The following is a 26,578-nucleotide window of genomic DNA, read 5'->3' as shown; positions in this document are numbered from 1 at the left end:
TTACATCATCTCCTTTGCAATATTTCATCATTTTCAAAAGGCCATGCCGGTAACATTTTGTTTAATGGTTGATCCTGGCGATAGCCTAATACATACTCAGCTTGCATGACCGTATGAATTTCGCGGGTGCCTTCATAAATCACAGGTGCTTTCGAGTTTCTTAAATATCGTTCAACGGGGTATTCACTCGAATAGCCATAAGCTCCATGTATTTGAACCGCATCATCGGCAGCTTTGTTGGCAAAGTCGCATGCCTGCCATTTAGCCAATGACGTTTCCCGTGTATTACGTTTACCCTGGTTTTTTAATTCACCTGCTCGATAGACTAATAGACGGCTCATTTGAAGGCCAGCTTCCATTTTTGCAATCATTTGCTGAACTAATTGATGCTGACCAATCTCTTTACCAAACGTTTGACGCTCATGACAGTAATGAATACTTGCTTCTAAACACGCTTCGATTAACCCGCATGCACCAGCTGCAACGGTGAAGCGACCATTATCTAATGCAGACATGGCGATTTTAAATCCTTCACCTTCCTCACCGAGTAAGTTTTCTTCTGGTACGTGTAAATCATCGAAGAAAATTTCACCCGTATTGCCTGAACGGATTCCGTGTTTACCTTTGATTGCTTTTGATGAAAAGCCCGGCATTGTACGCTCAACGATAAAAGCGGAAATGCCTTTATGTTTTTTAGACTTATCTGTATAGGCAAAAACTAAAAAATGATCAGCTTGGTCACACAAAGATATCCATGTTTTTTGACCATTTAATACATAATAGTCCCCATCTTTAACGGCCGTTGTTTGCATGGAGGCGACATCTGACCCAGCACCAGGTTCGGTTAAGCCATAAGCTCCGATCTTTTCACCTTTTGCCTGTGGGACTAAATATTTCTGTTTTTGTTCTTCCGATCCCCATTGGAGAAGCGTCAGACTATTTAAGCCTGTATGAACGGATACAGCAGTCCGAAAGGCTGTATCGCCTCTTTCTAGTTCTTCGCAAACGATGGCTAATGAATTATAGTCCATCCCACTTCCGCCGTATTTTTCAGGGATACAAACACCCATTAATCCTAACTCAGCTAAGCGCTTCCATATGTTCGGATCAAAAGCACCTTGTTCATCCCACTGCCGGATATAAGGCATAATCTCTCGATCAACGAATTGCCTAGTCGTTTGCCTCAACATTTTCTGTTCATCATTAAATTCAAAATTCATAGTTAGAAATCCTCCTATTAAATTTGATTTTTAGAAAACTAGGTTGTATTAAAAAAGCCAGTTTTTACCCATACACCATCTGTATGAATAAAAACTGGCTTTCATTAGTTGTTCCGAATCGGGTATTTAATTGGGACCAGATGGAACCGTTATGCTATAGGAATAATAAGTGTCAGAGGCAGGGACTGACAAAAGAATTTGTCAGCTTAACTCTGTTGCCTTTATTATAAAATATTCTAAAAATTTTGTAAACATGTTTTATTTAAATAGTATTTTAGAAAAATATATAATGTGGAGCAATCGTAAAAGTTATTGACATGGATAGAGGTCATCTTTTCAATCTTATTAAGACGATAGCTGAGTGTATTTCGATGGATGTACAAATCTTGAGCAGCGCGGCTAACATTCATTTGATGGTCACAGTAACTTAAAAAGCATTCAGCTAAATCTTTAAAATCGTCTAGTTTAACAAAATCATAAAAATAGTCTTCAAAATAATTCCAAGTAGTATCTGAAATATCATCTAATATTAGCTTCGATAAGATCTCCCAACTATGGTAATGATAATAAGATTGAGTAAGTTGGTATTTATGAGCTAGTCGGATTAAGCGTTCTGCATCTTGGTAGGACTGGTGTAAAGTGTAAAGTGATTCACTGATTGTTCCAGCAGCAATGTGACTATGATGAATATGAAGATCTTTCAAGCAGTGTTGAAGCTTAATAGCATTAGAGTCAAATCTATCAATAAATTGCTCATAGTGTTTTTTAGAGAGAAAGGACTTCCATAATACTATTTTCTCATAATTAATAAAAGTACACAGGTCATTTTTGGAATGAAAAACTTCTTTGACTAGGTGAGTGATTTTTTGCTTCATTTGATCGATTGGAATTAAGGTCTGTTCGGCGTAATAAATAATGGGGTGGTTCAAAGTGACGATCATGCAAATACGTTTCTTATTAATAGCAACATTCAAATCATTAGAATATTGCTCTGTTTGCCCTTCATCCAGTTCATTATTTAATAGAACATATTGTGTGAACCGTTCAAGAGTATGGGAATACAAAGAATCTTGCTGGGATTGGTAGATTTCTTTCCAAAGCATTTCCACATAGTTTTTTAGTAAAAGAGCGTATGGCTCTACGTTTTTGGGATCCCCAATAATTCCTAAAACACCCACCGTTTTATAGCCAAAATTAAGTGGGACGGCAATACCAGGTAAGACGTTTTCATATTGTTGAATCATATGTTGATCAAATAACACAGGTCGTTTGACCTCTAATACGTATTCAGAAGGTGGGTGAATCGAGCCAATCCTATTCGAATTTGTATCTCCAATAATGATACCCTGTTCATCTGTCAGGCTTATAGGAAAAGGCGAAATTTCTGAAACCGCTTTCACTACCTTTTGTGCAGATTGCACTAATCCTTCAATCATAACCACCCCTTTTAAGGACTGTTTTCTCACATTCTACCATAATTATATTTTTCGTTTTCGAATAAATTCGAGTTCATTTTCTGTTCAATTTACCTATAGATATGAAGGAGGAGACAGTGTAAGTTGATGGTAATCAGAAAGTTAGATTTATATAAGGGGGTTCACAATGGAACAATATACGGACCTAATTATTATTGGTGGGGGTGTTATCGGATCAAGTATTGCCTACCATTTATTGAAAGAAGGATTTTCAGGAGAGATTACGATATTTGAGAAAGATCGTTTATATGAATTTGCCTCGACCCCTCGGAGTGCTGGTGGAATTAGACAGTTATTTACAACGGATATCAATATTCAAATCAGTCGATATAGCTTAAAGAAATATAAAACATTCCCGGAAGATATGCAAGTTGATGGGGAAAGAGCAGAGATTGATTTTAAACAGAGAGGCTATTTATTTCTTGCCAAAAATGAAACATTAGATGACTTGAAAAAACAGGCTGCCTTACAACAAAAATATGGTGTACCCTCTGAAATTTTGACGGCCAGTGAACTTACACAAATCATTCCTGAATTAAACACTAGTGACTTAACTGGAGGATTATATTGCGGGGAAGATGGCTATTTAGATCCTTATTCTGTGATGCAAGGTTATGTGAAAAAAGTGAAAGAGCTAGGGGGCCGTTATGTATATGATGAAATCTATTCGATTAAAGAAGATAGCGGTCGAGTAACCGGTGTTGTTACAAAAGACGGAATGCTGTATAAAGCTCCGATTGTGATTAATAGTGCTGGACCATGGGCACCTAAGATAAGTGAAGATAGTGGCTATCCACTGCCAATAGTTCCGCTAAAAAGGCAAGTCATTCAATTTAATGCAGCAGAGCCTTTAGAGAAGCCGTTACCTTTAACCGTTGATCCAACAGGTGTGTATTTCAGACATGAAGGGGCTAGCTTTATTGCTGGTTTTTCGGAAAAAGTTAAACCGGGGATTGATTTTACTTGGAAACGATCATTTTTTATGGAGACGTTATGGCCTGTTTTAGCCGAACGTATTCCTAATTTTGAACGAGCTAAAATCATTAGCGGTTGGGCTGGGATGTATAGTCATAATACAAAAGATCAGAATGCGGTTATTGGGGAACACCCAGAGTTAAAAGGCTATTATTTAGCATGTGGGTTTAGTGGTCACGGAATGCAACAAGCACCGGCTGTAGGGCAAGGACTTGCCGAATTAATCATTAAGGGCAGATATGAATCAATTGATTTATCGCCATTAAAGTTTGAGAGATTTTCAACCAATGAACTAGTCATTGAAGGAGCTGTCGTGTAAAGGAGGATATAACGTGAAATTTTTAAATGAAAACGACATTTGGAAATGTGTGTCGATGTCCGATGTGATTGACGCTATTGATGAATCTTATCGTGTCTATGAAGAGGGAACCTTTACAATGCCTACACGAACTCAATTAAAGGATGGGGATAACACATTAATATTAATGCCATGTATTTCAAAAACAAGTATTGGGACCAAATTAGTGACGTCGTTTCCAAACAATCAGGACCTACCAACTTTGCATAGTCTAGTCATTCTCAATGATCATGAGAATGGTTCGATACAAGCGATCATGGATGGTGCATTTTTAACAGGGTTACGAACGGGTGCTCTTGGAGGTTCTGCAGTAAGACACCTTGCTAAACCTGATGTCCAATCTTTAGCAGTGATTGGAACGGGGGTACAAGGCTTTTATCAAACCCTAGCTGCCTGTGCTGAACGAGAGATTAAAGAGATTTATTTTTACAATCGATCGCTTCATAAAATTCCTGATTTTATTGATGAATTAAACGTTCACCTAAATGAATCGATTCGCATTCATATATGTCAATCAGTGAATCAAGCAGTTAAGGATGCTGAAATTATCATAACAGCCACTACCTCTGAAACACCTGTCCTACCAGAAGATGAAACACTATACCATGGGAAATTAATAATCGGTATAGGTTCCTTCCAACCAACCATGCAGGAATTTCCAGATGTTCTTTTTAAAACAGCCAAACATTTTTATATAGATTCTCACGATGCCAAAAAAGAATCAGGTGATGTCATCAATCCAATTAAAAAGGGGTTGTACGATGATTCACACATCCACTATTTCTCTACAGTTATTAAAAATGAAACTCATTCTAGCCAATTAAACTATGACGAAGGGAGCGTGGTTTTTAAGTCAACAGGCATGGCCTTATTTGACGTAGTAGTTGCTTCAAATATTTTTGAACGATCGGAAAAGATGAAAGTAGGTTCACACATATGATGACGAGTTAATTGGAGGGATAGGATGAATGTTATTTTAGTGGAGTTTATATTATATTGTCTCATAATTTTGGGGATTGGTTATTACTACAGTAAATTAAGTAAAACACAAAGTGATTTCTTACTTGGAGGTAAGAAATTACCCGGCTGGGCGCTTGCTTTTTCTGAACGAGCGACAGGGGAGTCAGCTTGGTTGCTACTAGGTTTTACGGGGTTCGTTTTTGCATCTGGTCTTTCTGGGGTCTGGGTGGCAGTCGGTATTGCCCTAGGTATAATATTCTCATGGTTATTCCTAGCCAAGAAGTTTATGGAGGAAACGGACAAATATAACGCGCTAACTCTTCCGGATTATTTAGCTAAGCGATTTGGACAAAAAGCTAAACTGATTCGATGGTTGGCAGGTACATTGATTGCAGGATTTTTAATGTTCTATGTAGGGGCACAAATGGCTGGTGCCGGGAAAATGTTTTTAATCACGTTTGATTTGCCACCAACTGTTGGAATTGTGATCGCCACTGTGATCATTATATTAATCGCATTTGGTGGCGGGTTTATCTCAGTGGTTTGGACCGACATGATCCAAAGTGTCATGATGGTGATCACATTAGTCGTGCTTCCTATATTAGCGTTATTTTATATTAACGCGAACGATTTATCGATTTCTCAGTCACTTACAACAGCAGGGAGCTCATTTGATTCATGGTTTGGCGGATTAACCGGTTTCTCATTAGGCGTTTTATTTTTTAGTAACTTTGCCTGGTTCTTTGGATTCCTCGGAGGTCAGCCACAATTAAGTGCAAGATTTATGGCATTAAAGAATGAAAAAGAAGTTCGCCAAGGTACAGTTGTTGCAATTATTTGGACGGTTTTAGCCTATGGCGGTGCCTTCATGATTGGTATAACAGCCATTGCCATGTATGAGCAAGGATCTTTTGCGGATGTCGAGACGATTTTACCAACGATGATACTTCAATTAACCCCGAATTGGATTGCGGGTCTATTATTAGCGGGAATCTTAGCAGCGATTATCACAACCGCAAATTCAAAATTAATCGTTGTTACTGGGTCTGTCAGTGAAGACATTATTCATAAAGCATTAGGAGTTAATTTAACTGAAAAGCAGCTACTCTGGTTATCGCGTTTTTCCGTTTTAGTATTCGGTATTATCGGTATGGTCATTGCGCTCGTTTCTGAATCGTTATTATATCTAGTTGTCAGCTGGGCCTGGGCCGGAGTGGGCTGTACATTATCACCTGCGATTTTAATGACATTTTTCTGGAAAAAGTATTCTAGTGCAGGTGTGATTGCGACCATTCTAGCTGGAATCATTTCCACTATTATATGGATTAGCACACCGCTAGAAGAGATGATGACATCACGGTTTACCACGTTCTTTATTGCAGCAATCTTCGGTATTGTATTTAGTTTATTAATTCCTGATCAACATGAAGAGACAGGAGTAGGGGAGAAGGCTGTCTGATTAAGAGCTCATAAACCTTTTTAAAGAGCTCATAAAATCGTGTTTTTGTTACAATCGACATATTTTATGGCTCATAAATGGGTGAAAAGGTCTCATAAGTTAGAAAAAATGTCTCATAAATGCAATAAAAAAGCTTTTGCGACTGGTTCGCAAAAGCTTTTTTTGGATGATTAATGAATAGCAGAAATCAAAATTTTTCTGAGTAAAAATGCGAGGGCATCAGGTAGTTCTTCAAGTCCTTGGACAAGTAAGTGTTCTCTGCCATAAATATTTTTCATTAATAACGCTTCTTGTTCGGAAATGGATTCATCTGACAAAAATACGCCTATAACATCCAAGCCACGTTTTCGAGCATTTAGTACGGCATCGTGAGTATCGATAATGCCATTTTCACTATAGTTGTAAGCTGATGGCTCACCATCTGAAAACACTAATAAAATTTGGTGTTCAGCTTGGTGTTGCATCAATTCCTCAGCCGCAATACGGATACTATACCCATCACGATTATCTTCTTGAGGTTCTAGCTGTAAGATTTCTGGACCTGTCTTCGGGTCTAGTGAGTGTTCAGTTTGAATGACTCGATGAAAATAATTTGGCTGTTCTTGTTCGTCTGATTCAAACCCATCTTCCCAAAAGCCGATGACGGCATGTGGAATGTTTAAATCCTTTAAAACTTCATGAAACAAGACGGCAGCTTTTTTCGTTTCATTCATTTTATTCATCATAGAAGCAGAGCAATCAATGAGTAAAGTGAAAACAGCATCAATGTCTTTTGATTCATGATCTTTTTTATAAAAGACCCGTGGTTCCTCATCCAAAATCAGTGGCAATAATTGTTTTTTAGATAAACGACCTGAGATTAAATGGTCACGAGCAGCATTTTGTTTATGTTCAAGGGCTTGATCGATCGTCCGTTTCAGCTTTAATTTTTCAAATTGAACATCTCTAACGATGTCTTTATATAGCTGTTGATCTTGAAGCGATGGGGAAGAAGGATCCACGTCATGCTTGGTTGCTTTTAAGTTGTCTTTACCATAACGACCAGTTTCCCCAGCTTTTTGCTGTTTTTTCTCATCTAAGTTTTCTAAGTCTGAGTAATCGTATTCTTGACTTTCAGCTGAAAACCCTTGAACACTGGCCATCGCTTGATCGCCATCTTCAGTCTCGCGAGTGCCATCACCTAAGATGTTAGTTTTTGTACCTTGTTCGAGTTCATATCGTAAGAAGCTCTGTTGTCTGTCACTATTTTCGTTTTCACGGTGCCATGTTGAGAACTTCTCGTCGATTGTCTCGTCTTGATCTTCAAGTTCCTCTGCGTCGTCATTAGATAGTTCATCCGTTCTCATTAATTCATCAAACAACAAATCGTTTTGATAGCTCGCCTCATGCTTGATGGGGAGAACGAAATACTTATTAACGGCATCCTCATAGTTTTCTTGAATCATCGAAACAATCTTCATGGTTATCGTTGCAATATCTCGAGTTGATGTCGCTTCAAATGATTCGAATAATAGTGGACGTATCTTTTCTAGCGTTTCATGTTGCCTTTCATTCGCATTTGGAAAAGATTCAAAAGGTTGATCTGACGTTAGGGTTAAATAAATCATACAAAATAGCTCATCAGTTGGGTAATTTCGTGTGACGTTCGTTTGGAGTTGAGTGTTAAAATAACGTCGATAAGCTCGCGATCTTGTCCGGAACGTTTGAATCGTTCCGCGACGCTTATTTCGAATATATTCCTCAAGTCTCAAATCTTCTAATAGAGTAAAAAGTTCGGACGCAAAATTAGGAATAGGCGTTTCGTCTATAAAAATTTGCATATCTTTAAAATCTTTAAGATTCGTTTGAGTCATCGTCCCTAATGCACGAAGCCAAACATCCGTTTTATAGCCTGATAGTCGTTCATTTTCCTCGTAATAATCCCAAAAATGGCTCGCTGAAATTTTTCGATCTTTGAGGTTGATGTAATGACCGAATTGATAGTCAAACTCTAAATCCGGAACTTTTGATAAAACTGAGGCCAAATCTTGTAGCTCTGTAAACAATTTCGCGTCGACAATCGTCTTATCAAACTTCATATTGACCTCCTTACTCAAACAGCATATCAGCTAAGTTTTGAACGACATCTTGTTCGCGGTCATCCTCTAATTTATTTACAATCGCACGGCGAATGGCACGCTTAGGCGGAATCATTTCACTTAAATCACAAGCATCGAGTAACGCACGGATACTTGCGGCATCTTCGGACACTTTTCCTTGCTGAGTAGCTGCAATCAGATCATGCGAGAGTTGGACATATTGGTTAATTAGTTTTTCATCATTTAGGTTCGTGTTATTTTTAATTAAGTTTTTCAGTTGCTCTCCTTGCAGATAAGATACATCAATCACGATGAAGCGGTTTTTAAGTGCTTCATTTAGTCGAGTCGTTCCGATATATCCTTCATTAATCGCGGCAATCACGTTAAAGCCTTCTTTCGCTTTAATCACTTCATTAGTCAGAGGATTCGTGATTTGACGACGATAATCGAGAACGCCATTGATCACTGGAAGTGTCTCAGGCTTAGCCATATTAATTTCATCGATATATAAAAAGTGCCCGTTCTTCATCGCTTGAACGAGTGGACCAGGAACATAGTCAATGATTTGTTTTCCATCTTGATAGTCAATCGTTTTAAATCCAACAAAACTCTCCACGTCTAAATCAACCGAACAGTTCACACTAAACAGAGGTTGATTGAAAAGGGAGGAGAGGGTTTCGGCTAACTTTGTTTTTCCAGATCCAGTTGGCCCTTTAAGAAGGATGTTTTTCCCTTGAGCAATTGCAACGATTAAATCCGTTAATAAATCCTCACTCTGCGGTATATATCCACCCTCACCAACGAGGTAGTCAAAATCCGTTTCGCCGGTATATTTATGTTGTTCAATTAAATTCGTTATATTTTGTGGTAAATCTTTTGTAATGTCCATGGTGTACTCCTTTCGATTTGAGAGTGTATTTATAATTCCTTTATTTACAGTTGAACGGTCTATTCGCATTGTACTACACATTCATCACTCGAGCGAAACCTTATACTTCAAAGCTTCGAATCCGTGATATAATGGAACCAGTACACAGGAGGGATTTTTATGAACAAGGATTGGCGCTTTCGCATATCGCATCGTGAAGCGCTCATGGGTGTCGTACTCGCTTTAATCAATTTTTTGTGGTGGTATGGCTTTGCGTATGGTTTAGGTCAAAAAGCACCTGAAGATTATACATATATTTTTGGTTTTCCAGCTTGGTTTTTCTGGAGCTGTATCATCGGCTTCCTTGTCATGGTTTCTTTAGTGATTCTAACCGTGAAATTTCTACTGACAGATCTTCCTCTTGATGATCGAGAGGAGGAGCACTCTGAATGAATTGGGATGTATTAGTACCTTTATTATTATTTCTAGTCACCATTTTTCTTATTGGAATTTGGTCTAATAAAAAATTAAAGCAGTCGAAATCATTCTTAAGTGATTATTTTGTCGGAAGTCGTGAGTTAGGTGGCCTTGTGCTGGCGATGACGATGGTCGCAACTTACGGAAGTGCATCTAGCTTCTTAGGAGGTCCTGGTGCGGCATATGATATTGGTCTTGGTTGGGTGTTATTAGCCATGACTCAGGTTGCAACAGGTTACTTTGTGTTACTCATATTAGGTAAAAAATTCGCCATCATGACGAGACGATATAATGCCGTGACATTAACGGACTTTTTAAAAGGCCGATACGAAAGTAAAACGGTTGTGATTTTAGCGGCTATTAGTATCATCCTCTTTTTATTTTCAGCTATGGCTGCTCAATGGATTGGAGGCGCTTACTTAATCCAATCCATTACAGGGTTAAGTTATATTGGCGCTTTGTTTATATTTGCTGTAGCGGTTTTGATTTACGTCGTCATCGGTGGGTTTAGAGCGGTTTCGATTACCGATACGCTTCAAGGTGTGGTTATGTTTTTTGGAACCTTGCTTCTACTCATCGGGGTCATCGTTGCTGGCGGGGGAATTGAACAAATCATGAATGACCTTACCACTGAAAACCCTAATTTAGTGACACCATATGGCCCAGATGGAAACTTATCAGCGCTTTATGTATCCTCATTTTGGATTTTGGTTGGCGTAGGAGTCATTGGTTTACCACAAGTCGCCGTCCGTGCGATGTCGTATAAAGATTCACGTTCCATGCATAGAGCCCTTATCATTGGAACCATTGTTGTTGGGTTTATCATGTTAAACATGCATTTAATTGGAGTGTTCGCTCGACCTGTATTACCAGGAATTGATGTCCCTGATCAAGTCATTCCACTGATTGCTTTAGAAGTCTTGCCAGGCTGGCTAGCAGGGATCGTTTTAGCCGCACCACTCGCAGCGATCATGTCGACAGTGGATTCATTACTATTATTAGTCAGTTCATCAGTCGTCAAAGATGTTTACATTAACTACATCAAGCCAACTGCCACAAGACGTCACGTAGAAAAAGTCAGTTTTAGCGTAACAGCTGTCATTGGTATCATTGTTTTTCTATTAGCCATTCAGCCACCCGACTTTATTATTTTCTTAAACTTATTTGCATTTGGTGGACTTGAAGCGGCATTTATCTGGCCAGTCGTTTTGGGTCTTTATTGGCAGGATGGGAACAAATACGGAGCGATTGCTTCTATGGTAACGGGGATTGTCTCCTATATTGGCATTCATTTTTACAATGAAGCCTTTGGGAATCTATTAGGCGTTCATACCGTCACATTACCCGTCTTTTTCTCCTTAATCGTGTTTGTCGTAATGAGTTTGCTCTTTAAAAGAAAAGTTGAGTTGGGTACGTGAATTTTATGAGACACGATTCCTACTTTATGGGACGTTTCTCTGAAATTATGGGACAAAATTTTGTCGAAAACGATTAAAAATTAAAATTTATGGGACTTTGAAATAAATTTATGAGACATTGTATGTAAAAAAGACCCGCGATCGCTCGCGGGTCTTATCCTTATTTTTTCATTACTTCATCAATTAAACCATATTCTTTTGCTTTTTCTGCAGACATGAAGTTGTCACGATCTGTATCGCGTTCAATCACTTCATATGGCTGACCTGTACGTTCAGAAAGAATTTGGTTAATCTTTTCACGCATTTCAACAATACGCTTTGCATGAATTTGGATGTCAGAAGCCTGACCTTGTGTACCACCTAATGGTTGGTGAATCATGACTTCACTGTTTGGTAGACCATAACGCTTTCCAGGTTCACCTGCTGCTAGTAAGAAGGCACCCATTGAAGCAGCCATACCGACACAGATTGTAGATACGTGAGGCTTAATAAATTGCATCGTATCATAGATGGCCATACCAGCTGTGATGGAACCACCAGGAGAGTTAATGTATAACGAAATATCCTTGTCTGGATCTTCAGCTGCTAAGAATAACATTTGAGCAACGATTGAGTTCGCAATGTTGTCATCGACTGGACCTCCAAGCATGATAATGCGGTCCTTCAGTAAGCGAGAGTAAATATCATAAGCACGTTCACCGCGGTTAGTTTGTTCAATAACTGTAGGAATCAAATTCATTCTCATTTCCTCCTTTTTCAAGCTCAATAATTTCTACACTTTTATCTTACCCTTTTGGTCAATAAAGGTCAAACAAAATAAATCCGAAGACATACACCAACAATCTTCCCATATAAAATAGGAAATAAACGTACCATATTTTATTTTACGAAAAAGTATGCTTGAATTATATCGGAACTAGAAGTATAATTACAAATGCATTTTAACTATGATTATGCCCTCGTGGTGTAACGGATAACACATGAGATTCCGGTTCTCACGATGGGGGTTCGATTCCCTCCGAGGGCGTTTTAAAAAATTTGCTTGATCAGTGATTTAATAACCTCAATCCCTTATAAGTAAAGGAATTGAGGTTATTTTTTGTACTATGCAATTCATAAAGACATAATGTATTTAAGTGTAATCTAAACTGTGTAAGTAGAAGAGTGTACGGCTTTTACTAACTAGTTTAGATTTTTATTTTAGGTGCCCTCGTACCTTAATAATTAAGTGTTTGATCGGATATTAGAAGAAAATCATCTGAAGATTGTGTAAAAAATATAAATATTCCTTGACAAGAATATTCCTATTATGGAATAATTAAATTAACAACTAGAACTCACTTTAGTATCCAATGATTTGGAGGTGGCCAATATAGTGGTGAGTGAACGTTGAAAAGTCGGATGTTAAAACATTGGGTAGGAGCTGATCAACATGAATGAACAAACATTTAGTGCACTAGCAGATTCTAATCGATTAGACATTATTGATTTACTGTTAACACAACCTCAATCAGTAGGAGAAATCGCAGAAAAACTTGAGCTCAATCAACCTCAAACTTCAAAGCATCTTAAAGTATTAAATGAAGCGGGGCTTGTTGAGGTTCAGCCTGAGGCTAATCGTCGAATTTATAAATTAAAAGCAGAATCGTTTCAGGAAATAGATCGCTGGCTTGACTCTTACCGCAAGATGTGGGAAGCACGTATGGATCGATTGGATGATTATCTAGATGTATTACAAGGGAAAAAACCCTTGAATTAAATTATTTATGGAGGCGTTATAATGTCAATTCAAGATGTAAGTTCAAGAGTAGACGGTGATCGAGTATTAATTCTCGAGCGTACTTTTAATGCACCTCGTAATCTTGTATTTAAAATGTTTAAAGAGCCTGAACACCTTAAGCATTGGTGGGGACCTGTGGGCTGGGAATTACCGTTTTGCGAGATTGATTTTCGACCAGGTGGGACGTGGAGTTATTGTATGAAGTGTGTTGATCAAAACCAAGGTGAATACTACGGCATGGAATCTTGCGGTAAAGCCATTTACAAGGACATCATAGAGCCAGAAATGATTGCATATACAGATTATTTTGCGGATGCGGATGGAAATATTAATGAGGAAATGCCAGCATCAGAAATTGTAGTTGAATTTATTGATTTAGGTGACGAAACGCAACTTGTTAATCGCGTTGAGTATGCATCTGCAGAAGCGCTTAATACGGTCATAGATATGGGTATGCTTGAAGGTATCGCCCAAACTTGGGATCGCCTTGAAGAACATCTTACGAAAGTTAAATAATGTTTTAGGAGGGCGTGGCTAATGTCCAATCAAAAAATTGTTCCACATTTATGGTTTGATTATCAAGCAAAGGAAGCAGCTGAGTTCTATACGAGTATTTTTCCTGATTCGGAGATTACTAATCTCTCAACTGTAAACGATACACCATCTGGAGATAGTGACATTGTGTCATTTAGCCTAGCAGGGTTTTCTTTTATGGCGATCAACGGTGGACCAAATTTTAAATTTAACCCTTTAATTTCGTTTATGGTTAATTTTGACCCATCTAAAGATGCAAATGCGAGGGAAAACTTAAAGACGCTTTGGGAACAGCTCGCTGAAGGTGGAACTCCACTTATGGAACTACAAGAATATCCTTTTAGTAAACTTTATGGATGGATTCAGGATAAATACGGACTATCGTGGCAATTAATTTTGACTAATCCTGAAGGAGAAGAACGGCCTATTATCATACCATCCATGATGTTTGTTCAAGATTTGGCTGGAAAAGCAGAAGAAGCTAGCGACTATTATCTTTCAGTGTTTAATGGCTCAAAGAGGGGAATGCTTTATCGCTATCCTAAAGGTATGGAGCCTGATGAAGAGGGAACGATTATGTTTACCGATTATATGCTAGAAAATCAATGGTTTGTGGGAATGGACAGCGCACAAGAACATGATTTTAAGTTTAATGAAGCCATTTCGCTTTTAGTAAAATGTGAAACTCAGGAAGAGATTGATTACTATTGGGATAAACTTAGCTCAGATCCATCAGCTGAACAATGTGGATGGCTTAAAGATCCATATGGGGTCTCTTGGCAAGTATGGCCAACGGTGATGGGCGAAATGTTGTCCAAGGCAGAAGGTGAACAAAAGGAACGCTTAACAAAAACTTTTCTTCAGATGAAAAAATTTGATATAGACAAATTGAAAGAAGTGTATCAAGAGTCATAAGAGCAAGGTAAAGCACCACCAATTTTGGTGGTGCTTTTTTTACTATGTTTTAAATTCCCTCTCAAAGGTATATGAATATAAAGACCAAAAAGGAGGGACTGTCTGTGGAAGAACGTGTCAATTATCTCGTGGATTGGATGAGAGATTACGTAAATGAGGCTGAAGCTAACGGAGTGATCGTAGGTGTCAGCGGTGGAATAGATTCGGCGTTAGCCGCTAGCTTAATGAAAAAAGCTTTTCCAGACAATTCACTGGGTGTGATCATGCCGATTCAGAAAAGTCTAGAAGACCAACCAGATGCCTTGAATTTAGTTAAGAAATTAGAACTTCCTTATTATGGGATAGAATTAACGAATACATTTAATGAACAAATGAATGTGATTGAACAAAGTCTAGGAGATCGGTGGAATAAGGAGACTGACCAAATCGTACGAGCTAATTTAATGGCTAGGATTCGAATGAGTACATTATACGCGATTGCGCAGAACTTTGGTTATTTAGTCGTTGGAACAGGGAATAAAGCGGAAATTTATACTGGGTATTTTACAAAACACGGTGATGGCGCTTCGGATATTGAACCGTTAAGAAATTTAACTAAAACAGAAGTATATAGAATGGCTGAATACTTGGGCGTTCCCAATGCCATATTAACTAAGAAGCCTAGCCCTGATTTATGGGAAGGTCAAACTGATGAAGGCGAGATGGGGGTAACTTATGCACACATTGATGCCCATTTGCGTGGTGAAGATATTCCACAAGAATCTTTAAACACGATTCAAGCCTTACATCAACAAACTGGCCATAAACGCCAAATGGCTCCTGGACCTGCCCCTTTTAAAAAGGAAGATTAATATGAATAGGAAAAACACCGCATTATTAATTATAGACATGATCAATCGCATGGATTTCGAAGGTGCAAAAGATTTATATGAAAACACAATTGAAATTATTGAACCGATTAAAAATCTTATACGAGCCGCTAAACAAAAGGACATTCCTGTGATTTATGTTAATGATAATTTCGGGATGTGGAAAGAAAACCACAATCAGTTGATTGATTATTGTCTCGAAGGAATGGGGAAAGAGTGGATTGAGACGTTAAGACCTGAGAAAGATGAATATTTTATTTTTAAGCCAAAACATTCAGGGTTTTACGGAACCCAGCTAAAATTATTATTAGAAGATTTAAATGTGGATCATTTAATTTTAACCGGAATTGCTGGGGATATGTGTGTATTATTTACAGCTAAGGATGCCTATTTAGAAGGCTATTCATTGTGGGTTCCTCAAAATTGTATGGCATCTGAAGAACAGTTTTATAATAATGCGGCCTTGCATATCATACATCGATTAACCCAATGTGATATTACAGAATTTAAGGGTCAGTTGCCTTAAGATAAGAATGAAGCTTTTGCGATTTAAACGCAAAAGCTTCTATTTATGTTTTAGATAATAAATCATATGAAATAGATAATAAATCTTAGAAAATAGAGAATAAGTTTTTGAAATTAGATAATAAAATTTGAAGTTTAGATAATAAACTTTGAAAAATAGATAATAAACCTCAAGATATAGAGAATAAAACCTAAAAAATAGATAATAAATCAAATACCTGGGAAGATTTCTAGGTTTTGAAATACCGATGCTATGTCTAGGGGACCTGAAATTCTATTAATGTAAGAGACTAATCCAAGCTTGTGAGGCATATAAATTACGCATTCTGGCCAATAAAGAAGAAAATCCCGCCAAGTAAGGCTAATATGACAACCCACTTTATGACTGTCTGTAAACTAGGCATCGGTCCGTCTTTCAATACTTTAAAGCCAAGTGGTATTAGGGCAATACAAAGGCCAGTTATAATGGCCATTGAACTCCACGTAGTTCCTTTGAGAACTCCTGAATAATGTATCCCCATCAATCCTAATAAAATCGAATAAAATAGATTTAGTGTGCCTGATCGATAAGCACCCACTGCAAGCACAAACCATCCTACCATAACTGAAAAGAGCACTGTGGAAATGACATAAAACCCTTGATAGTTATACGCATAAGAATCACCTACTGCTTTGGTTGCAATGTCCAAGCCCTGGAATTGGACCAACCAATAAGAAAGGTTATCCACCCCGGCATGGTACATACGGCTAAAGAGTCCCAACATGGTAAGAATACCTCCCCATAAAGCCAACCTAGGACACTTTACTCCAATCAGCCTAACTAGAGTGAGAATGCCTGGCCATAAACAAATAAGACCAGCGTTAACAAAGCCATACAATATGGCCATTCGGGTGGGTTCTTCCTGAAAAGCAGCAAGCTGACTCGTAAAGAAAAAATCATAATCTATACGCAGAAGCTGTCCAATAAAGAGAAAGACTGGCCCCAATATGAGTGAGAATCCTCCAACACAACGACCAGGGAACCAAAAATCATGATTCTTTATTTCACCATCTGTATGTTTGGTCATTTTAAAAACTCCTTTTCTAAAAATAAAAACATGAAACTTCATTTCTAGTTATTCAGCACACAAACCTTTATTTAAAACATATGCATACTATGGGTTATGTAGGTTCATCTGAAGGTTGTTTTTACAATCATGCAACAAACCTTTGAAAATAGATATTAAACTAAAAAAGCTACCCCAATCACTTGAGGTAGCTTTTCATTAATTTACTGATCTTTTCTATTTAATTTACTTTCTAACTTAGTTAGTTGTGTTTTCGCAAATTCTCTACCGCCGATTCCAAATGAAATGGCGAATGCGACCATTAATCCACCGAGAATAAGTAAGAATGCAATATTGACGATTGTTTTTGCAAATTGTAGTTGATCAAGGGTCATGAAGACAGCAAATACGATAATGACGTACTTCACAATTTGTGCTGAGATTGGACTGTTTGTGTATTGGTTAATCCAGTTGCTTAGTAGATTAGCTAGGAATAATCCACCACCTAAAATTAATAGAGCACTTAATAAGAATGGTAGATAGACGATTAGTGCATCTCCAATGGCATTTAATACTTCAAGTTGTAACACGTTTAATGCTTCAACTGTGAAGAATAGGATAATAAGTGTTTTGGCAACAGTACCTAGTAACTTGGCTAAGTCAATAGAAGGTTTGGAATCATCGTTTAAACCTAATGTTTGGTAAATGTTATTGATTCCAGTTCCTTGTAGTAAATTTGTTAATAGATTTCCTAATAGTCTTCCTAAGTAGTAGCCTACAATTAATAAAATAATCGCTACAAAGATATTAGGAATCATCGTTAAGACATCGCTTAATACAGCTTGAATTGGTTCGGAAATTGTTCGAATGGCTAGTGCTTCTAAAGCGATGGTCACAATTGGGATTAATACGATGATGTAAACAATATTAGCTAGCACATTTGAAAGTGTGGTTTGAGCTTCAGTTCCACCTGTGTTATTAGGGTTGATTTTATTAAACCATTGATCTAGATTTAAACTCTGGAAGAATTTTTCGAAAAGCTCTTTGATGAGTCTAGCAATAAAGAGTCCTATAATCAATATGATCGCAGCGGCAATGAGGTTAGGGATAAATCCAAGAAGTTTGTCCATCATATTTGTGATAGGATCGGAGACAGAATGCATATTTAAAGCATCCAAAATAGCAGGTAAAAATAGTATGAAGACTAGAAAGTAGACCACTTTTCCAGCGCTATCTAGAATACTTTTTCCGTGACTTTCATCTTTAACGAATGAAGTTTTATTTAAGGCTTTGTGAAGCCCTATTTTCACAAAAAGCTTTTGTACAATATTTTTTGAAATAACTGCGACCACCCAAGCCAACAATAAGAGTAAGAGTGCAACAATGACATTTGGAATGGCTTGAATTAAATTACTTAACATGCTTTGAAATGATGAACTTAAATCGTTCATGTTATCCTCTCCTTTTTTAGTTTTTTATGTTTACATAGTTTTATATAACCTAAAGTCATATCGTTAAACATTTTGTCGAAAAAATTAGATTATTGGACCAGTAAAATTAGATAGGTTAAACTTTATTTTGTTTTTCTGGATTAAAGTATTTTATAATAAATTATAAAAAATGATAGGACGGTAAAATGATGAATCAAGTTCATTTTTATACAAAAACCAGCTGTAAATTATGTGATGATGCTAAGGCCATGCTTGATACTTATCAATTGATGTATGATTTTGAAATCATCGAACATAATATTGAAGAGGACGAGCAATTGTTAGAAAAATATTTTCTAACGATTCCAGTTATTAAAATCAATCATAAGGAGCTTGATGCAGCAGAATTAAACATGGCAACATTAGACGATTTTTTATCGGAAAACTTACCCCGTTAAAAATGTTTGCCAACCTTATAGAGTTTTGCTATTCTGATGTTAGGATATTTTTTTGGTCTATGCGGGACAAAAAATGACTACCTAAAGGACATATTTTGACCAAGAAGGCAGGTGATGGTATCTGAATAAACTTCATCAATTTCAAAGAAAACTAATCCCTGATTTATTAGAAGTCATTGAAAAGCGATATGAGATTTTAAAGGCCATTCACCTGTCTGAACCGATTGGTCGGAGGGCACTAGCCGAACAGTTAAATAAAACAGAGCGGCAGATGCGAAGTGAAATTGAGTTCTTAGATGAACAAGGGTTAGTTGAGGTTACGAATAAAGGGATGTGGGTGAGTGAAGATGGTCGATCGATTGTTGAAACTTATCCAGATATTATGCGCGAAATCTCAGACTTAGATAATTTAGAAACTCAATTGCTAAACGTTTTACCCGTTCATAAGGTCAAAATCGTTCCGGGTAATTCAGATGAAGATGACGAGGTAAAAGCTTTACTAGGTCAGGCAGCTGCACAAGAATTGAGCCAACGTGTTCAGGATAATTCAATAGTCACAGTCACTGGTGGGTCAACGATGGCAGCTGTCGCACATCATATGAATCCGATCGACCAGGTCCGACCATTGTTTGTGCCAGCTCGTGGTGGACTTGGTGATATGCATGAATATCAAGCTAGTTCGATCTGTGTTCAGATGGCTAAACAAATGAATGGGAGTTATCGCTTGCTTTATGTGCCCGATACAGTTGGGAAAGATATTTATTCAAAAATGATGGAAGAACCAGCTGTTAAAGATGTTATATCGTTAATTCAGCAAGCTGATATCGTCATCCATGGGATTGGTGACGCGTTAAAAATGGCTCGTCGCCGCCAAGCTGATGATGAACAAATTAAACTGTTAAAAGATCAATCAGCTGTTGGCGAAGCTTTTGGTTATTACTTTGACCAAAACGGGAAAACTATACACCAGTTGAATTCAATCGGTATGACGAAAGAGTTTTTGACAGAAGATAAAACCATCATGACGGTTGCTGGTGGTTCAAGTAAAAGTCAAGCTATATCAGCCTTTTTTAAATGGGGCTCAACCGATGTGTTAATCATTGATGAAGCCATTGCGCGAGATTTATTAACACATTCATCATTATAAATTTTTAGGAGGTTTTCATAATGGCAGTAAAAGTAGGTATTAATGGTTTTGGACGTATTGGACGCCGTGTATTCCGTGCGGCATTAACAAATGATGAGGTAGATGTGGTCGCAGTAAATGATTTAACAGATGCGAAAATGCTAGCCCACTTATTAAAATACGATACAATTCATGGCGAATTAGATGTCGATGTTGAAGCAAAAGACGATTCAATTGTGATCAACGGTAAAGAAGTAAAAGTTTTATCAGAACGTGACCCAGCGAACTTACCTTGGGGTGACCTAGGAGTAGAAATCGTTGTTGAGTCAACTGGTTTATTCCGTAAGCGTGATGACGCACAGAAACATATTGATGCAGGTGCGAAAAAAGTCATTATCTCAGCGCCTGGCTCTGATGAAGACTTAACGCTTGTATTAGGTGTTAACGATGACAAATACGATAAAGATTCTCATCACATTGTCTCAAATGCATCTTGTACAACAAACTGCTTAGCACCAGTTGCGAAAGTATTAAGTGACAAATTTGGTCTGAAACGTGGAATTATGACGACGGTTCACTCAATTACAAATGACCAACAAATCTTAGACTTACCACATAAAGATTACCGTCGTGCTCGTGCAGCTTCTGAAAACATTATTCCTACTACAACAGGTGCAGCTGAAGCCGTTGCAAAAGTTTTACCAGAAGTAAAAGGAAAACTAACTGGTATGGCGATGCGTGTTCCAACCACGAATGTATCAATTGTTGATTTAGTTGCTGAGCTTGATCAAAACGTTACAGTCGAAGAAGTTAATCAGGTATTAAAAGAAGCATCAGAAAACGAGCTTAAAGGTATTTTAGGTTATAGTGATTTACCTTTAGTATCAAGTGATTATAATGGAAATCCGCTTTCTTCAATTGTTGATGGTCTATCAACATTAGTAATGGAAGACAACATGGTGAAAGTCGTTTCTTGGTACGATAACGAATCAGGTTACTCAACTCGTTGTGTAGATTTAGCTGCGTACATGGCAAAACAAGGCCTCTAAGGTTATTCGAATGATTTATTAAACAATGGTAAAATATAGGGAGGAACATTTACTTGTTCCTCCCTATTTTCTAGAGATTTGTCGAAATCGAGTAGGAACAAGAGATGCGATTTGCTATATTAGTTACATAAAGAACTTTTTGGAGGTTTTGACATGCGCAAAATGACAGTAAAAGATGTGGAATTGAAAGGTAAGCGAGTATTATGTCGTGTAGATTTTAATGTCCCGATTTCTGATGGGGAAATCTCTGACGATACACGTATTCGAGCAGCTTTACCAACGATCCAATACTTAATTGATCAAGGAGCAAGAGTTATATTAACGAGCCATTTAGGGCGTCCAGGTGGTGAAGCCGTTGATGAATTAAGATTGGATCCTGTTGCACAGCACTTAAGTAATTTACTTGGTCAACCTGTACTTAAAGCGGATGATGTTTACAGTCAAGAAGTTGTGAATGAGGTCAATAGCTTGGACAATGGACAAGTCATTTTATTAGAAAACGTTCGTTTCCACCCAGGTGAAAAGAAAAATGATGCTGAATTAGCTAAGCAATTAGCATCTTTAGCAGACGTGTATGTCAATGACGCATTTGGTGCTGCTCACCGTGCTCACGCATCGACTGAAGGTGTGGCGCATCATTTACAGGCCGTTTCAGGTTTTCTATTAGAAAAAGAACTCGAAGTACTCGGTCAAGCGCTTGAAAATCCAGAGCGTCCATTTACAGCGATTATTGGTGGTGCCAAGGTTAAAGATAAAATAGGTGTGATTGACCATTTATTAGATAAAGTCGACCATCTATTAATTGGTGGCGGTTTATCTTATACCTTTATTAAAGCATTAGGACATGAGGTTGGTCAGTCATTACTAGAAGAAGATAAAATTGACTTAGCTAAAGAGTTCATGGAAAAAGCGAAAGAAAAAGGTGTATCACTCCATTTACCAGTAGATGCTGTGGTAGCAGATGATTTTTCTAAGGATGCGAATACAAAAGTCGTGCCCATTGATCAGATTCCAGCTGATTGGGAAGCGTTAGATGCAGGTCCAGACACAGTTAAAAAATATAGTGACATCATTAAAGATTCTAAGCTCATTATTTGGAACGGACCAATGGGTGTCTTTGAATATGAAGCTTTCTCTAATGGGACAAAAGGTGTTGCAGAAGCCTTAGCCCAAACTGAAGGATATACGGTTATCGGTGGTGGAGACTCTGCATCAGCTGTTGAGAAGTTTGGTTACGGAGAAAAGATGGATCACATCTCAACAGGCGGAGGAGCCTCACTTGAATTTATGGAAGGAAAAGTTCTTCCTGGTGTTGCAGCATTAAATGATAAGTAATTTTATACTATTTGAGGTGAAATCATGAGGAAACCAATTATTGCAGGTAACTGGAAAATGAACAAGCTAGTAGCAGATGGTGCTCGTTTTGTCGTTGACATTCGAGAAAAAGTACCTTCTAGCGATGAAGTCGATACAGTTGTCTGTGCACCATTCGTTCATATTCCATTTCTATCAGAAGCAGCAAGAGAGTTTCATGTTAAAATTGGTGCTCAAAATATGCACTATGAAGAAAGTGGCGCATTTACAGGCGAAGTGAGCCCGAAAATGTTAGAAGACTTGTTGGTTGATTATGTTATTATTGGCCACTCAGAACGTCGTCAATATTTTAATGAAACGGACGAAACGGTTAACAAAAAAACGTTAGCAGCTTTTGAAAATAATCTATTACCGATTGTATGTGTCGGTGAATCGTTAGATCAACGTGAAAACAATGAGACGATGAGTTTTGTTGAAGGTCAAGTGAGACAAGCACTTGATGGATTAACGGATGAACAAGCTAAGCAAGCCGTCATTGCCTATGAACCTATTTGGGCTATTGGAACGGGTAAAACGGCTACGAGTGAACAAGCAAATGAAGTGTGTGCACATATTCGTCAAGTCGTTCAAGACCAATTCAGTGAAGAGGTCGCGCAAGAAGTTAGAGTTCAATACGGTGGAAGTGTAAAACCTGATAACATCGAAGAGCTTTTAAGTCAGTCTGATATCGACGGTGCTTTAGTCGGAGGAGCAAGCTTAAAAGAAGATTCATTCTTAAAGTTAGTGGAGGCTGGTCAGAATGCCCGATAACCAACTAGCTGTATTAATCATCTTAGACGGGTTTGCCCTTCGCGATGAAGAATATGGAAATGCTGTCAGACAGGCAAACACACCTAATTTTGACCGATATTGGAATCAATACCCTCATTCTACTTTAAAAGCGTTTGGTGAGGCAGTTGGATTACCAGAAGGTCAAATGGGTAACTCTGAGGTGGGGCACTTAAACATAGGTGCTGGCCGAATCGTTTATCAAAATTTAACGAGAATAAATTTATCAATTAAAGAGCGTGAGTTCCATCATAATGATGCTTTTGTAAACGCCGCAAGTCATACTAAGACAAATGATGGAGCGCTCCACATTTTTGGTTTATTATCCGATGGTGGAGTTCACAGTCATATTGACCACGTTTTTGCGTTACTTGAAATGGCTAAGGAGCAAAAAGTTGATCGTGTTTATGTCCATGCATTCTTAGATGGGCGTGATGTTGGTCCTAAAACAGCCATTACGTATTTAAAAGAACTTCAAGATAAAATGAATGAGTTAGGCGTTGGTCAACTTGCAACCGTTTCAGGACGTTACTATGCAATGGATCGTGATAATCGCTGGGAACGTGTTGAAAAAGCTTTTCGTGCAATTCGCTTAGGAGAAGGTCCAACATCTCAAGATGCGATTCAAACTGTAGAGCAATCATATGAACAAGAGGTCGTAGATGAATTCGTAGATCCATTTGTTATGGTAAGTGATTCAGGAGAACCAGTTGGTAAAGTCGAAGATGGTGATGCCATTATTTTTGCTAACTTTAGACCTGATCGTGCCTTACAATTGACGGATGTTTTTTCAAACAATCGTTTAGATGTGTTTGAAGATTCCTATACACCACTGAATAACTTAGAAATGGTAACGATGACCCAATATAGTGAAGAGCTTAACGTGCATGTAGCATATCCGCCTAACATGCCGAAAAACACAATCGGAGAGGTAGTCGCAAACCAAGGTCTGACACAATTACGTATTGCTGAGACGGAAAAATATCCACATGTTACTTACTTTATGAGTGGGGGACTTGATCAAGAGTTTAATGGTGAAAAGCGAATTTTAATTGATTCGCCTAAAGTGGCAACGTATGACTTGAAACCGGAGATGAGTGCTTATGAAGTCACCGATGCTCTTTTAGAAACGTTAGAACAAAATCCACCAAACTTAATCATACTTAACTTTGCGAATCCAGATATGGTTGGTCATTCTGGTAAGGTTGAACCGACTATAAAAGCAGTAGAAGCAGTCGATGATTGTCTAGGTAAAGTGGTTGATAAGATAACTGAATTAGGTGGACACACCGTCATTACTGCGGATCACGGTAATGCCGATCAAGTTTTAAATGATGATGGAAGTCCGATGACCGCTCATACGACAAATCCAGTCCCTGTTATTGTAACGAAAAATGGGGTAGAACTAAGAGATGGTGGAATACTAGGTGATTTATCACCAACTGTATTGGATTTGTTGAACATTACACAACCTGATGAGATGACAGGCCAATCATTAATCAAAAAATAGTAATCAGAAAATCTTATAGGATTTCATGACCCTTTTAGGGTTAAAAATGAATAAAGGAGAGTTTTAAACATGCCATTCATTGTTGATGTTTATGCTAGAGAAGTATTAGATTCAAGAGGTAATCCGACAGTTGAAGTTGAAGTTCAAACAGAATCAGGCGCTTTTGGTTCTGCCCTAGTACCAAGTGGGGCATCAACTGGTGAGTACGAAGCTGTTGAATTACGCGATGGTGATCAAAAACGTTACTTAGGTAAAGGTGTCGAAGAAGCGGTTAAAAACGTTAACGACATTATTGCTCCAGAGTTAGTAGGCTACAGTGTGACAGATCAAGTTTTAATTGATCAACTATTAATTGAATTAGATGGTACTGAGAATAAAGCTAAATTAGGAGCTAATGCAATCTTAGGTGTCTCAATGGCAGCTGCTCATGCAGCAGCAGACTACTTAGAACTTCCACTTTATCAGTACTTAGGTGGTTTTAACGCGACAACATTACCAACACCAATGATGAACATTTTAAACGGTGGAGAACATGCGGATAATAACGTAGATATTCAAGAATTTATGATTATGCCTGTAGGGGCTCCAACATTTAAGGAAGCGCTACGTCAAGGAGCAGAAATATTCCACGCTTTGAAAAAGGTTCTTAAAGAAAAAGGCTATAACACAGCGGTTGGGGACGAAGGTGGATTTGCACCTAACCTAAAATCAAACGAAGAAGCGCTTGAAACAATTGTTGAAGCCATTGAAAAAGCTGGTTACCAATCAGGAACAGAAGTTAAATTAGCAATGGATGTCGCTGCATCAGAAATTTACGATGATGGTAAATATAACCTAAAAGGTGAGGGCGTCACACGTACTGCTGAAGAAATGGTTGATTGGTACGAGTCATTAGTTGATAAATATCCAATTGTTTCAATTGAAGATGGTTTAGATGAAAACGATTGGGACGGTTTCAAGTTATTAACAGATCGTATTGGTGATCGTGTTCAGTTAGTGGGTGATGACTTATTCGTAACCAATACGAAGAAGCTATCTGAAGGTATTGAAAAAGGAATCGGTAACTCCATTTTAGTCAAAGTGAACCAAATCGGTACACTAACTGAAACATTCCAAGCAATTGAAATGGCTAAAAAAGCTGGTTACACAGCCGTTATTTCCCACCGCTCAGGTGAAACGGAAGATGCTACGATTGCCGATATTGCTGTTGCAACAAATGCTGGCCAAATTAAGACGGGTGCACCATCTAGAACAGATCGTGTTGCTAAGTACAATCAGCTATTAAGAATTGAAGATTTCTTAGGAACAGCTGCAACTTATGCAGGGAAAACAGCTTTTTATAATTTAAGATAATGTAAGTGAAAGGACTTCCCTTCACTAAAGTAAGGGAAGTCTTTTTTACATAAGTTCTATATGTTAATAAAACTCAATGACCAATAATAATTTCCTATCATTACCTTGTTTTAACAAATTTCTCTCATGCTTTTGTCTCATATATTCGGTGATAAATTGGACAAAAGCTTCATATTTATTTAGTATTACTATATAGAAAAGGGAGGGGTACCGTCAATAAGTTTGTGTAAAAAAGTAGGGTGATCCGGTGGAGGGTTATTTCCCCTCCTCGCTTTCGGTCTGAGATCCATAACGTTCCTCAAACATGGCGTGCAGTTCAGGGCTTGCTTCTTTGAACCCACGGAGTTTGCGCGTAGACCATTTGGTGTTGCATTCATCTGAAACCATATAAATCACCTTCTCCACGGCTTCTTCGGAGGGAAGGCTGTTCATCGTTTTCAGACGTTTCTTGAACTCCTTCATGGTGCGCTCGATGATGTTTGTCGTGTAAATCATCGGACGAATAGAGGAAGGGTAGTTCAGGAACGTGGTAAGGACGTTGAAGTCCTCCCTC

Annotated in this window: 25 protein-coding genes and 1 tRNA gene; 18 read left to right on the top strand and 8 right to left on the bottom strand. The window is 38.0% G+C overall.

What is annotated here, in order from left to right; genetic code table 11:
- Nucleotides 1-5: 5 nt before the first annotated feature.
- Both BMY57_RS06230 and BMY57_RS06225 read right to left on the bottom strand, forming a co-directional pair.
- Complete coding sequence (locus BMY57_RS06230) at nucleotides 6-1,220, bottom strand: acyl-CoA dehydrogenase family protein (RefSeq protein ID WP_091773170.1); 1,215 nt, start codon at nucleotides 1,218-1,220, stop codon at nucleotides 6-8.
- Between the two features lie 236 nt (nucleotides 1,221-1,456).
- A complete protein-coding gene (locus BMY57_RS06225) occupies nucleotides 1,457-2,656 on the bottom strand; it encodes a sugar diacid recognition domain-containing protein (RefSeq protein WP_091773169.1) in 1,200 nt (399 codons plus the stop codon).
- A gap of 166 nt (nucleotides 2,657-2,822) precedes the next feature.
- Here BMY57_RS06225 and BMY57_RS06220 point away from each other — a divergent pair, with 166 nt between their 5' ends.
- Genes BMY57_RS06220 through BMY57_RS06210 form a run of 3 tightly spaced genes read left to right on the top strand, consistent with a single transcriptional unit; the run spans nucleotide 2,823 to nucleotide 6,447 of the window.
- Entirely contained in the window at nucleotides 2,823-3,989 is a 1,167-nt protein-coding gene (locus tag BMY57_RS06220; protein ID WP_091773168.1) for an NAD(P)/FAD-dependent oxidoreductase, read from the top strand.
- Nucleotides 3,990-4,002: 13 nt separating this feature from the next.
- Entirely contained in the window at nucleotides 4,003-4,968 is a 966-nt protein-coding gene (locus BMY57_RS06215) for an ornithine cyclodeaminase family protein (RefSeq protein ID WP_091773167.1), read from the top strand.
- A 24-nt stretch (nucleotides 4,969-4,992) separates the two neighbouring features.
- The gene (locus BMY57_RS06210) at nucleotides 4,993-6,447 is read left to right on the top strand and encodes a sodium/proline symporter (protein ID WP_091773166.1); all 1,455 of its coding nucleotides are present in this window, start codon (nucleotides 4,993-4,995) and stop codon (nucleotides 6,445-6,447) included.
- A 170-nt stretch (nucleotides 6,448-6,617) separates the two neighbouring features.
- Here BMY57_RS06210 and BMY57_RS06205 read toward each other — a convergent pair whose 3' ends face one another.
- Together BMY57_RS06205 and BMY57_RS06200 are read right to left on the bottom strand one after the other, a co-directional pair.
- Nucleotides 6,618-8,525 carry a nitric oxide reductase activation protein NorD gene (locus BMY57_RS06205; protein WP_091773165.1) on the bottom strand — a complete coding sequence of 636 codons (1,908 nt, stop codon included), beginning with the start codon at nucleotides 8,523-8,525 and terminating at the stop codon, nucleotides 6,618-6,620.
- A 10-nt stretch (nucleotides 8,526-8,535) separates the two neighbouring features.
- The gene (locus BMY57_RS06200; RefSeq protein ID WP_091773164.1) at nucleotides 8,536-9,414 is read right to left on the bottom strand and encodes an ATP-binding protein; all 879 of its coding nucleotides are present in this window, start codon (nucleotides 9,412-9,414) and stop codon (nucleotides 8,536-8,538) included.
- Nucleotides 9,415-9,573: 159 nt separating this feature from the next.
- Between BMY57_RS06200 and BMY57_RS06195 the strand changes: the two genes are divergently transcribed.
- The gene (locus BMY57_RS06195; protein ID WP_091773163.1) at nucleotides 9,574-9,846 is read left to right on the top strand and encodes a YhdT family protein; all 273 of its coding nucleotides are present in this window, start codon (nucleotides 9,574-9,576) and stop codon (nucleotides 9,844-9,846) included.
- A complete protein-coding gene (gene panF, locus BMY57_RS06190) occupies nucleotides 9,843-11,288 on the top strand; it encodes a sodium/pantothenate symporter (RefSeq protein WP_091773162.1) in 1,446 nt (481 codons plus the stop codon). The genes BMY57_RS06195 and panF overlap by 4 nt, the downstream gene beginning before the upstream one ends.
- Nucleotides 11,289-11,448: 160 nt before the next feature.
- Here panF and clpP read toward each other — a convergent pair whose 3' ends face one another.
- Nucleotides 11,449-12,033, bottom strand: coding sequence for an ATP-dependent Clp endopeptidase proteolytic subunit ClpP (gene clpP, locus BMY57_RS06185; RefSeq protein WP_256205257.1), 585 nt, complete (start codon nucleotides 12,031-12,033; stop codon nucleotides 11,449-11,451).
- 210 nt (nucleotides 12,034-12,243) lie between these two features.
- Here clpP and BMY57_RS06180 point away from each other — a divergent pair.
- The 6 genes from BMY57_RS06180 (at nucleotide 12,244) to BMY57_RS06155 (ending at nucleotide 15,912) form a co-directional block, all read left to right on the top strand.
- Nucleotides 12,244-12,315, top strand: a tRNA-Arg gene (locus tag BMY57_RS06180).
- A 405-nt stretch (nucleotides 12,316-12,720) separates the two neighbouring features.
- Nucleotides 12,721-13,047, top strand: a complete 327-nt coding sequence (locus BMY57_RS06175) for an ArsR/SmtB family transcription factor (protein ID WP_091773160.1) — start codon at nucleotides 12,721-12,723, stop codon at nucleotides 13,045-13,047.
- Between the two features lie 21 nt (nucleotides 13,048-13,068).
- A complete protein-coding gene (locus BMY57_RS06170; protein WP_091773159.1) occupies nucleotides 13,069-13,584 on the top strand; it encodes an SRPBCC domain-containing protein in 516 nt (171 codons plus the stop codon).
- Between the two features lie 21 nt (nucleotides 13,585-13,605).
- A complete protein-coding gene (locus BMY57_RS06165; RefSeq protein ID WP_091773158.1) occupies nucleotides 13,606-14,517 on the top strand; it encodes a VOC family protein in 912 nt (303 codons plus the stop codon).
- A gap of 104 nt (nucleotides 14,518-14,621) precedes the next feature.
- Entirely contained in the window at nucleotides 14,622-15,368 is a 747-nt protein-coding gene (gene nadE / locus BMY57_RS06160) for an NAD(+) synthase (protein WP_091773157.1), read from the top strand.
- Nucleotide 15,369: 1 nt separating this feature from the next.
- Nucleotides 15,370-15,912, top strand: coding sequence for a cysteine hydrolase family protein (locus tag BMY57_RS06155; protein WP_091773156.1), 543 nt, complete (start codon nucleotides 15,370-15,372; stop codon nucleotides 15,910-15,912).
- 316 nt (nucleotides 15,913-16,228) lie between these two features.
- On the opposite strand, the gene BMY57_RS06150 is transcribed toward BMY57_RS06155, so the two are convergent.
- Nucleotides 16,229-16,978 (bottom strand): hypothetical protein, encoded by a 750-nt coding sequence (locus tag BMY57_RS06150; RefSeq protein WP_091773155.1) that lies wholly within the window; start codon nucleotides 16,976-16,978, stop codon nucleotides 16,229-16,231.
- A gap of 203 nt (nucleotides 16,979-17,181) precedes the next feature.
- A complete protein-coding gene (locus BMY57_RS06145) occupies nucleotides 17,182-18,408 on the bottom strand; it encodes a mechanosensitive ion channel (protein WP_091773154.1) in 1,227 nt (408 codons plus the stop codon).
- Nucleotides 18,409-18,596: 188 nt separating this feature from the next.
- Between BMY57_RS06145 and BMY57_RS06140 the strand changes: the two genes are divergently transcribed.
- The 7 genes from BMY57_RS06140 (at nucleotide 18,597) to eno (ending at nucleotide 26,025) form a co-directional block, all read left to right on the top strand.
- Nucleotides 18,597-18,845, top strand: a complete 249-nt coding sequence (locus BMY57_RS06140; protein ID WP_175615595.1) for a glutaredoxin family protein — start codon at nucleotides 18,597-18,599, stop codon at nucleotides 18,843-18,845.
- 121 nt (nucleotides 18,846-18,966) lie between these two features.
- Nucleotides 18,967-19,992: a sugar-binding transcriptional regulator gene (locus tag BMY57_RS06135; protein WP_369678850.1), complete on the top strand. Its 1,026-nt coding sequence runs from the start codon at nucleotides 18,967-18,969 to the stop codon at nucleotides 19,990-19,992.
- A 20-nt stretch (nucleotides 19,993-20,012) separates the two neighbouring features.
- A complete protein-coding gene (gap, locus tag BMY57_RS06130) occupies nucleotides 20,013-21,020 on the top strand; it encodes a type I glyceraldehyde-3-phosphate dehydrogenase (RefSeq protein ID WP_091773151.1) in 1,008 nt (335 codons plus the stop codon).
- A 153-nt stretch (nucleotides 21,021-21,173) separates the two neighbouring features.
- The gene (locus BMY57_RS06125) at nucleotides 21,174-22,355 is read left to right on the top strand and encodes a phosphoglycerate kinase (protein ID WP_091773150.1); all 1,182 of its coding nucleotides are present in this window, start codon (nucleotides 21,174-21,176) and stop codon (nucleotides 22,353-22,355) included.
- A gap of 24 nt (nucleotides 22,356-22,379) precedes the next feature.
- Nucleotides 22,380-23,144 carry a triose-phosphate isomerase gene (gene tpiA / locus BMY57_RS06120; RefSeq protein ID WP_091773149.1) on the top strand — a complete coding sequence of 255 codons (765 nt, stop codon included), beginning with the start codon at nucleotides 22,380-22,382 and terminating at the stop codon, nucleotides 23,142-23,144.
- Nucleotides 23,134-24,672: a 2,3-bisphosphoglycerate-independent phosphoglycerate mutase gene (gene gpmI / locus BMY57_RS06115; RefSeq protein WP_091773148.1), complete on the top strand. Its 1,539-nt coding sequence runs from the start codon at nucleotides 23,134-23,136 to the stop codon at nucleotides 24,670-24,672. The genes tpiA and gpmI overlap by 11 nt, the downstream gene beginning before the upstream one ends.
- A 69-nt stretch (nucleotides 24,673-24,741) precedes the next feature.
- Nucleotides 24,742-26,025, top strand: a complete 1,284-nt coding sequence (eno, locus tag BMY57_RS06110) for a phosphopyruvate hydratase (RefSeq protein ID WP_091773147.1) — start codon at nucleotides 24,742-24,744, stop codon at nucleotides 26,023-26,025.
- Nucleotides 26,026-26,280: 255 nt separating this feature from the next.
- Here the strand turns inward: eno and BMY57_RS06105 are convergent.
- A partial coding sequence (locus BMY57_RS06105) for a transposase (RefSeq protein WP_143063791.1) occupies nucleotides 26,281-26,578 on the bottom strand: 298 nt, incomplete at its 5' end.

The sequence above is a fragment of the Piscibacillus halophilus genome, assembly GCF_900110685.1.
Lineage (GTDB): Bacteria > Bacillota > Bacilli > Bacillales > Alkalibacillaceae > Piscibacillus > Piscibacillus halophilus.
This window is presented reverse-complemented; position numbering and strand designations above follow the sequence as displayed.

Excerpts from the sequence above, each read along its gene's own strand:
- BMY57_RS06220 (WP_091773168.1), top strand. The coding sequence starts at position 2,823 with ATGGAACAATATACGGACCTAATTATTATTGGTGGGGGTGTTATCGGA.
- BMY57_RS06165 (WP_091773158.1), top strand. The coding sequence starts at position 13,606 with ATGTCCAATCAAAAAATTGTTCCACATTTATGGTTTGATTATCAAGCA.
- BMY57_RS06170 (WP_091773159.1), top strand. The coding sequence starts at position 13,069 with ATGTCAATTCAAGATGTAAGTTCAAGAGTAGACGGTGATCGAGTATTA.
- gap (WP_091773151.1), top strand. The coding sequence starts at position 20,013 with ATGGCAGTAAAAGTAGGTATTAATGGTTTTGGACGTATTGGACGCCGT.
- BMY57_RS06200 (WP_091773164.1), bottom strand. The coding sequence starts at position 9,414 with ATGGACATTACAAAAGATTTACCACAAAATATAACGAATTTAATTGAA.
- panF (WP_091773162.1), top strand. The coding sequence starts at position 9,843 with ATGAATTGGGATGTATTAGTACCTTTATTATTATTTCTAGTCACCATT.
- gpmI (WP_091773148.1), top strand. The coding sequence starts at position 23,134 with ATGCCCGATAACCAACTAGCTGTATTAATCATCTTAGACGGGTTTGCC.
- BMY57_RS06145 (WP_091773154.1), bottom strand. The coding sequence starts at position 18,408 with ATGAACGATTTAAGTTCATCATTTCAAAGCATGTTAAGTAATTTAATT.
- BMY57_RS06175 (WP_091773160.1), top strand. The coding sequence starts at position 12,721 with ATGAATGAACAAACATTTAGTGCACTAGCAGATTCTAATCGATTAGAC.
- BMY57_RS06125 (WP_091773150.1), top strand. The coding sequence starts at position 21,174 with ATGCGCAAAATGACAGTAAAAGATGTGGAATTGAAAGGTAAGCGAGTA.
- BMY57_RS06230 (WP_091773170.1), bottom strand. The coding sequence starts at position 1,220 with ATGAATTTTGAATTTAATGATGAACAGAAAATGTTGAGGCAAACGACT.
- BMY57_RS06150 (WP_091773155.1), bottom strand. The coding sequence starts at position 16,978 with ATGACCAAACATACAGATGGTGAAATAAAGAATCATGATTTTTGGTTC.
- BMY57_RS06140 (WP_175615595.1), top strand. The coding sequence starts at position 18,597 with ATGAATCAAGTTCATTTTTATACAAAAACCAGCTGTAAATTATGTGAT.
- eno (WP_091773147.1), top strand. The coding sequence starts at position 24,742 with ATGCCATTCATTGTTGATGTTTATGCTAGAGAAGTATTAGATTCAAGA.
- BMY57_RS06210 (WP_091773166.1), top strand. The coding sequence starts at position 4,993 with ATGAATGTTATTTTAGTGGAGTTTATATTATATTGTCTCATAATTTTG.
- clpP (WP_256205257.1), bottom strand. The coding sequence starts at position 12,033 with ATGAGAATGAATTTGATTCCTACAGTTATTGAACAAACTAACCGCGGT.
- BMY57_RS06225 (WP_091773169.1), bottom strand. The coding sequence starts at position 2,656 with ATGATTGAAGGATTAGTGCAATCTGCACAAAAGGTAGTGAAAGCGGTT.
- BMY57_RS06205 (WP_091773165.1), bottom strand. The coding sequence starts at position 8,525 with ATGAAGTTTGATAAGACGATTGTCGACGCGAAATTGTTTACAGAGCTA.
- BMY57_RS06155 (WP_091773156.1), top strand. The coding sequence starts at position 15,370 with ATGAATAGGAAAAACACCGCATTATTAATTATAGACATGATCAATCGC.
- tpiA (WP_091773149.1), top strand. The coding sequence starts at position 22,380 with ATGAGGAAACCAATTATTGCAGGTAACTGGAAAATGAACAAGCTAGTA.
- BMY57_RS06195 (WP_091773163.1), top strand. The coding sequence starts at position 9,574 with ATGAACAAGGATTGGCGCTTTCGCATATCGCATCGTGAAGCGCTCATG.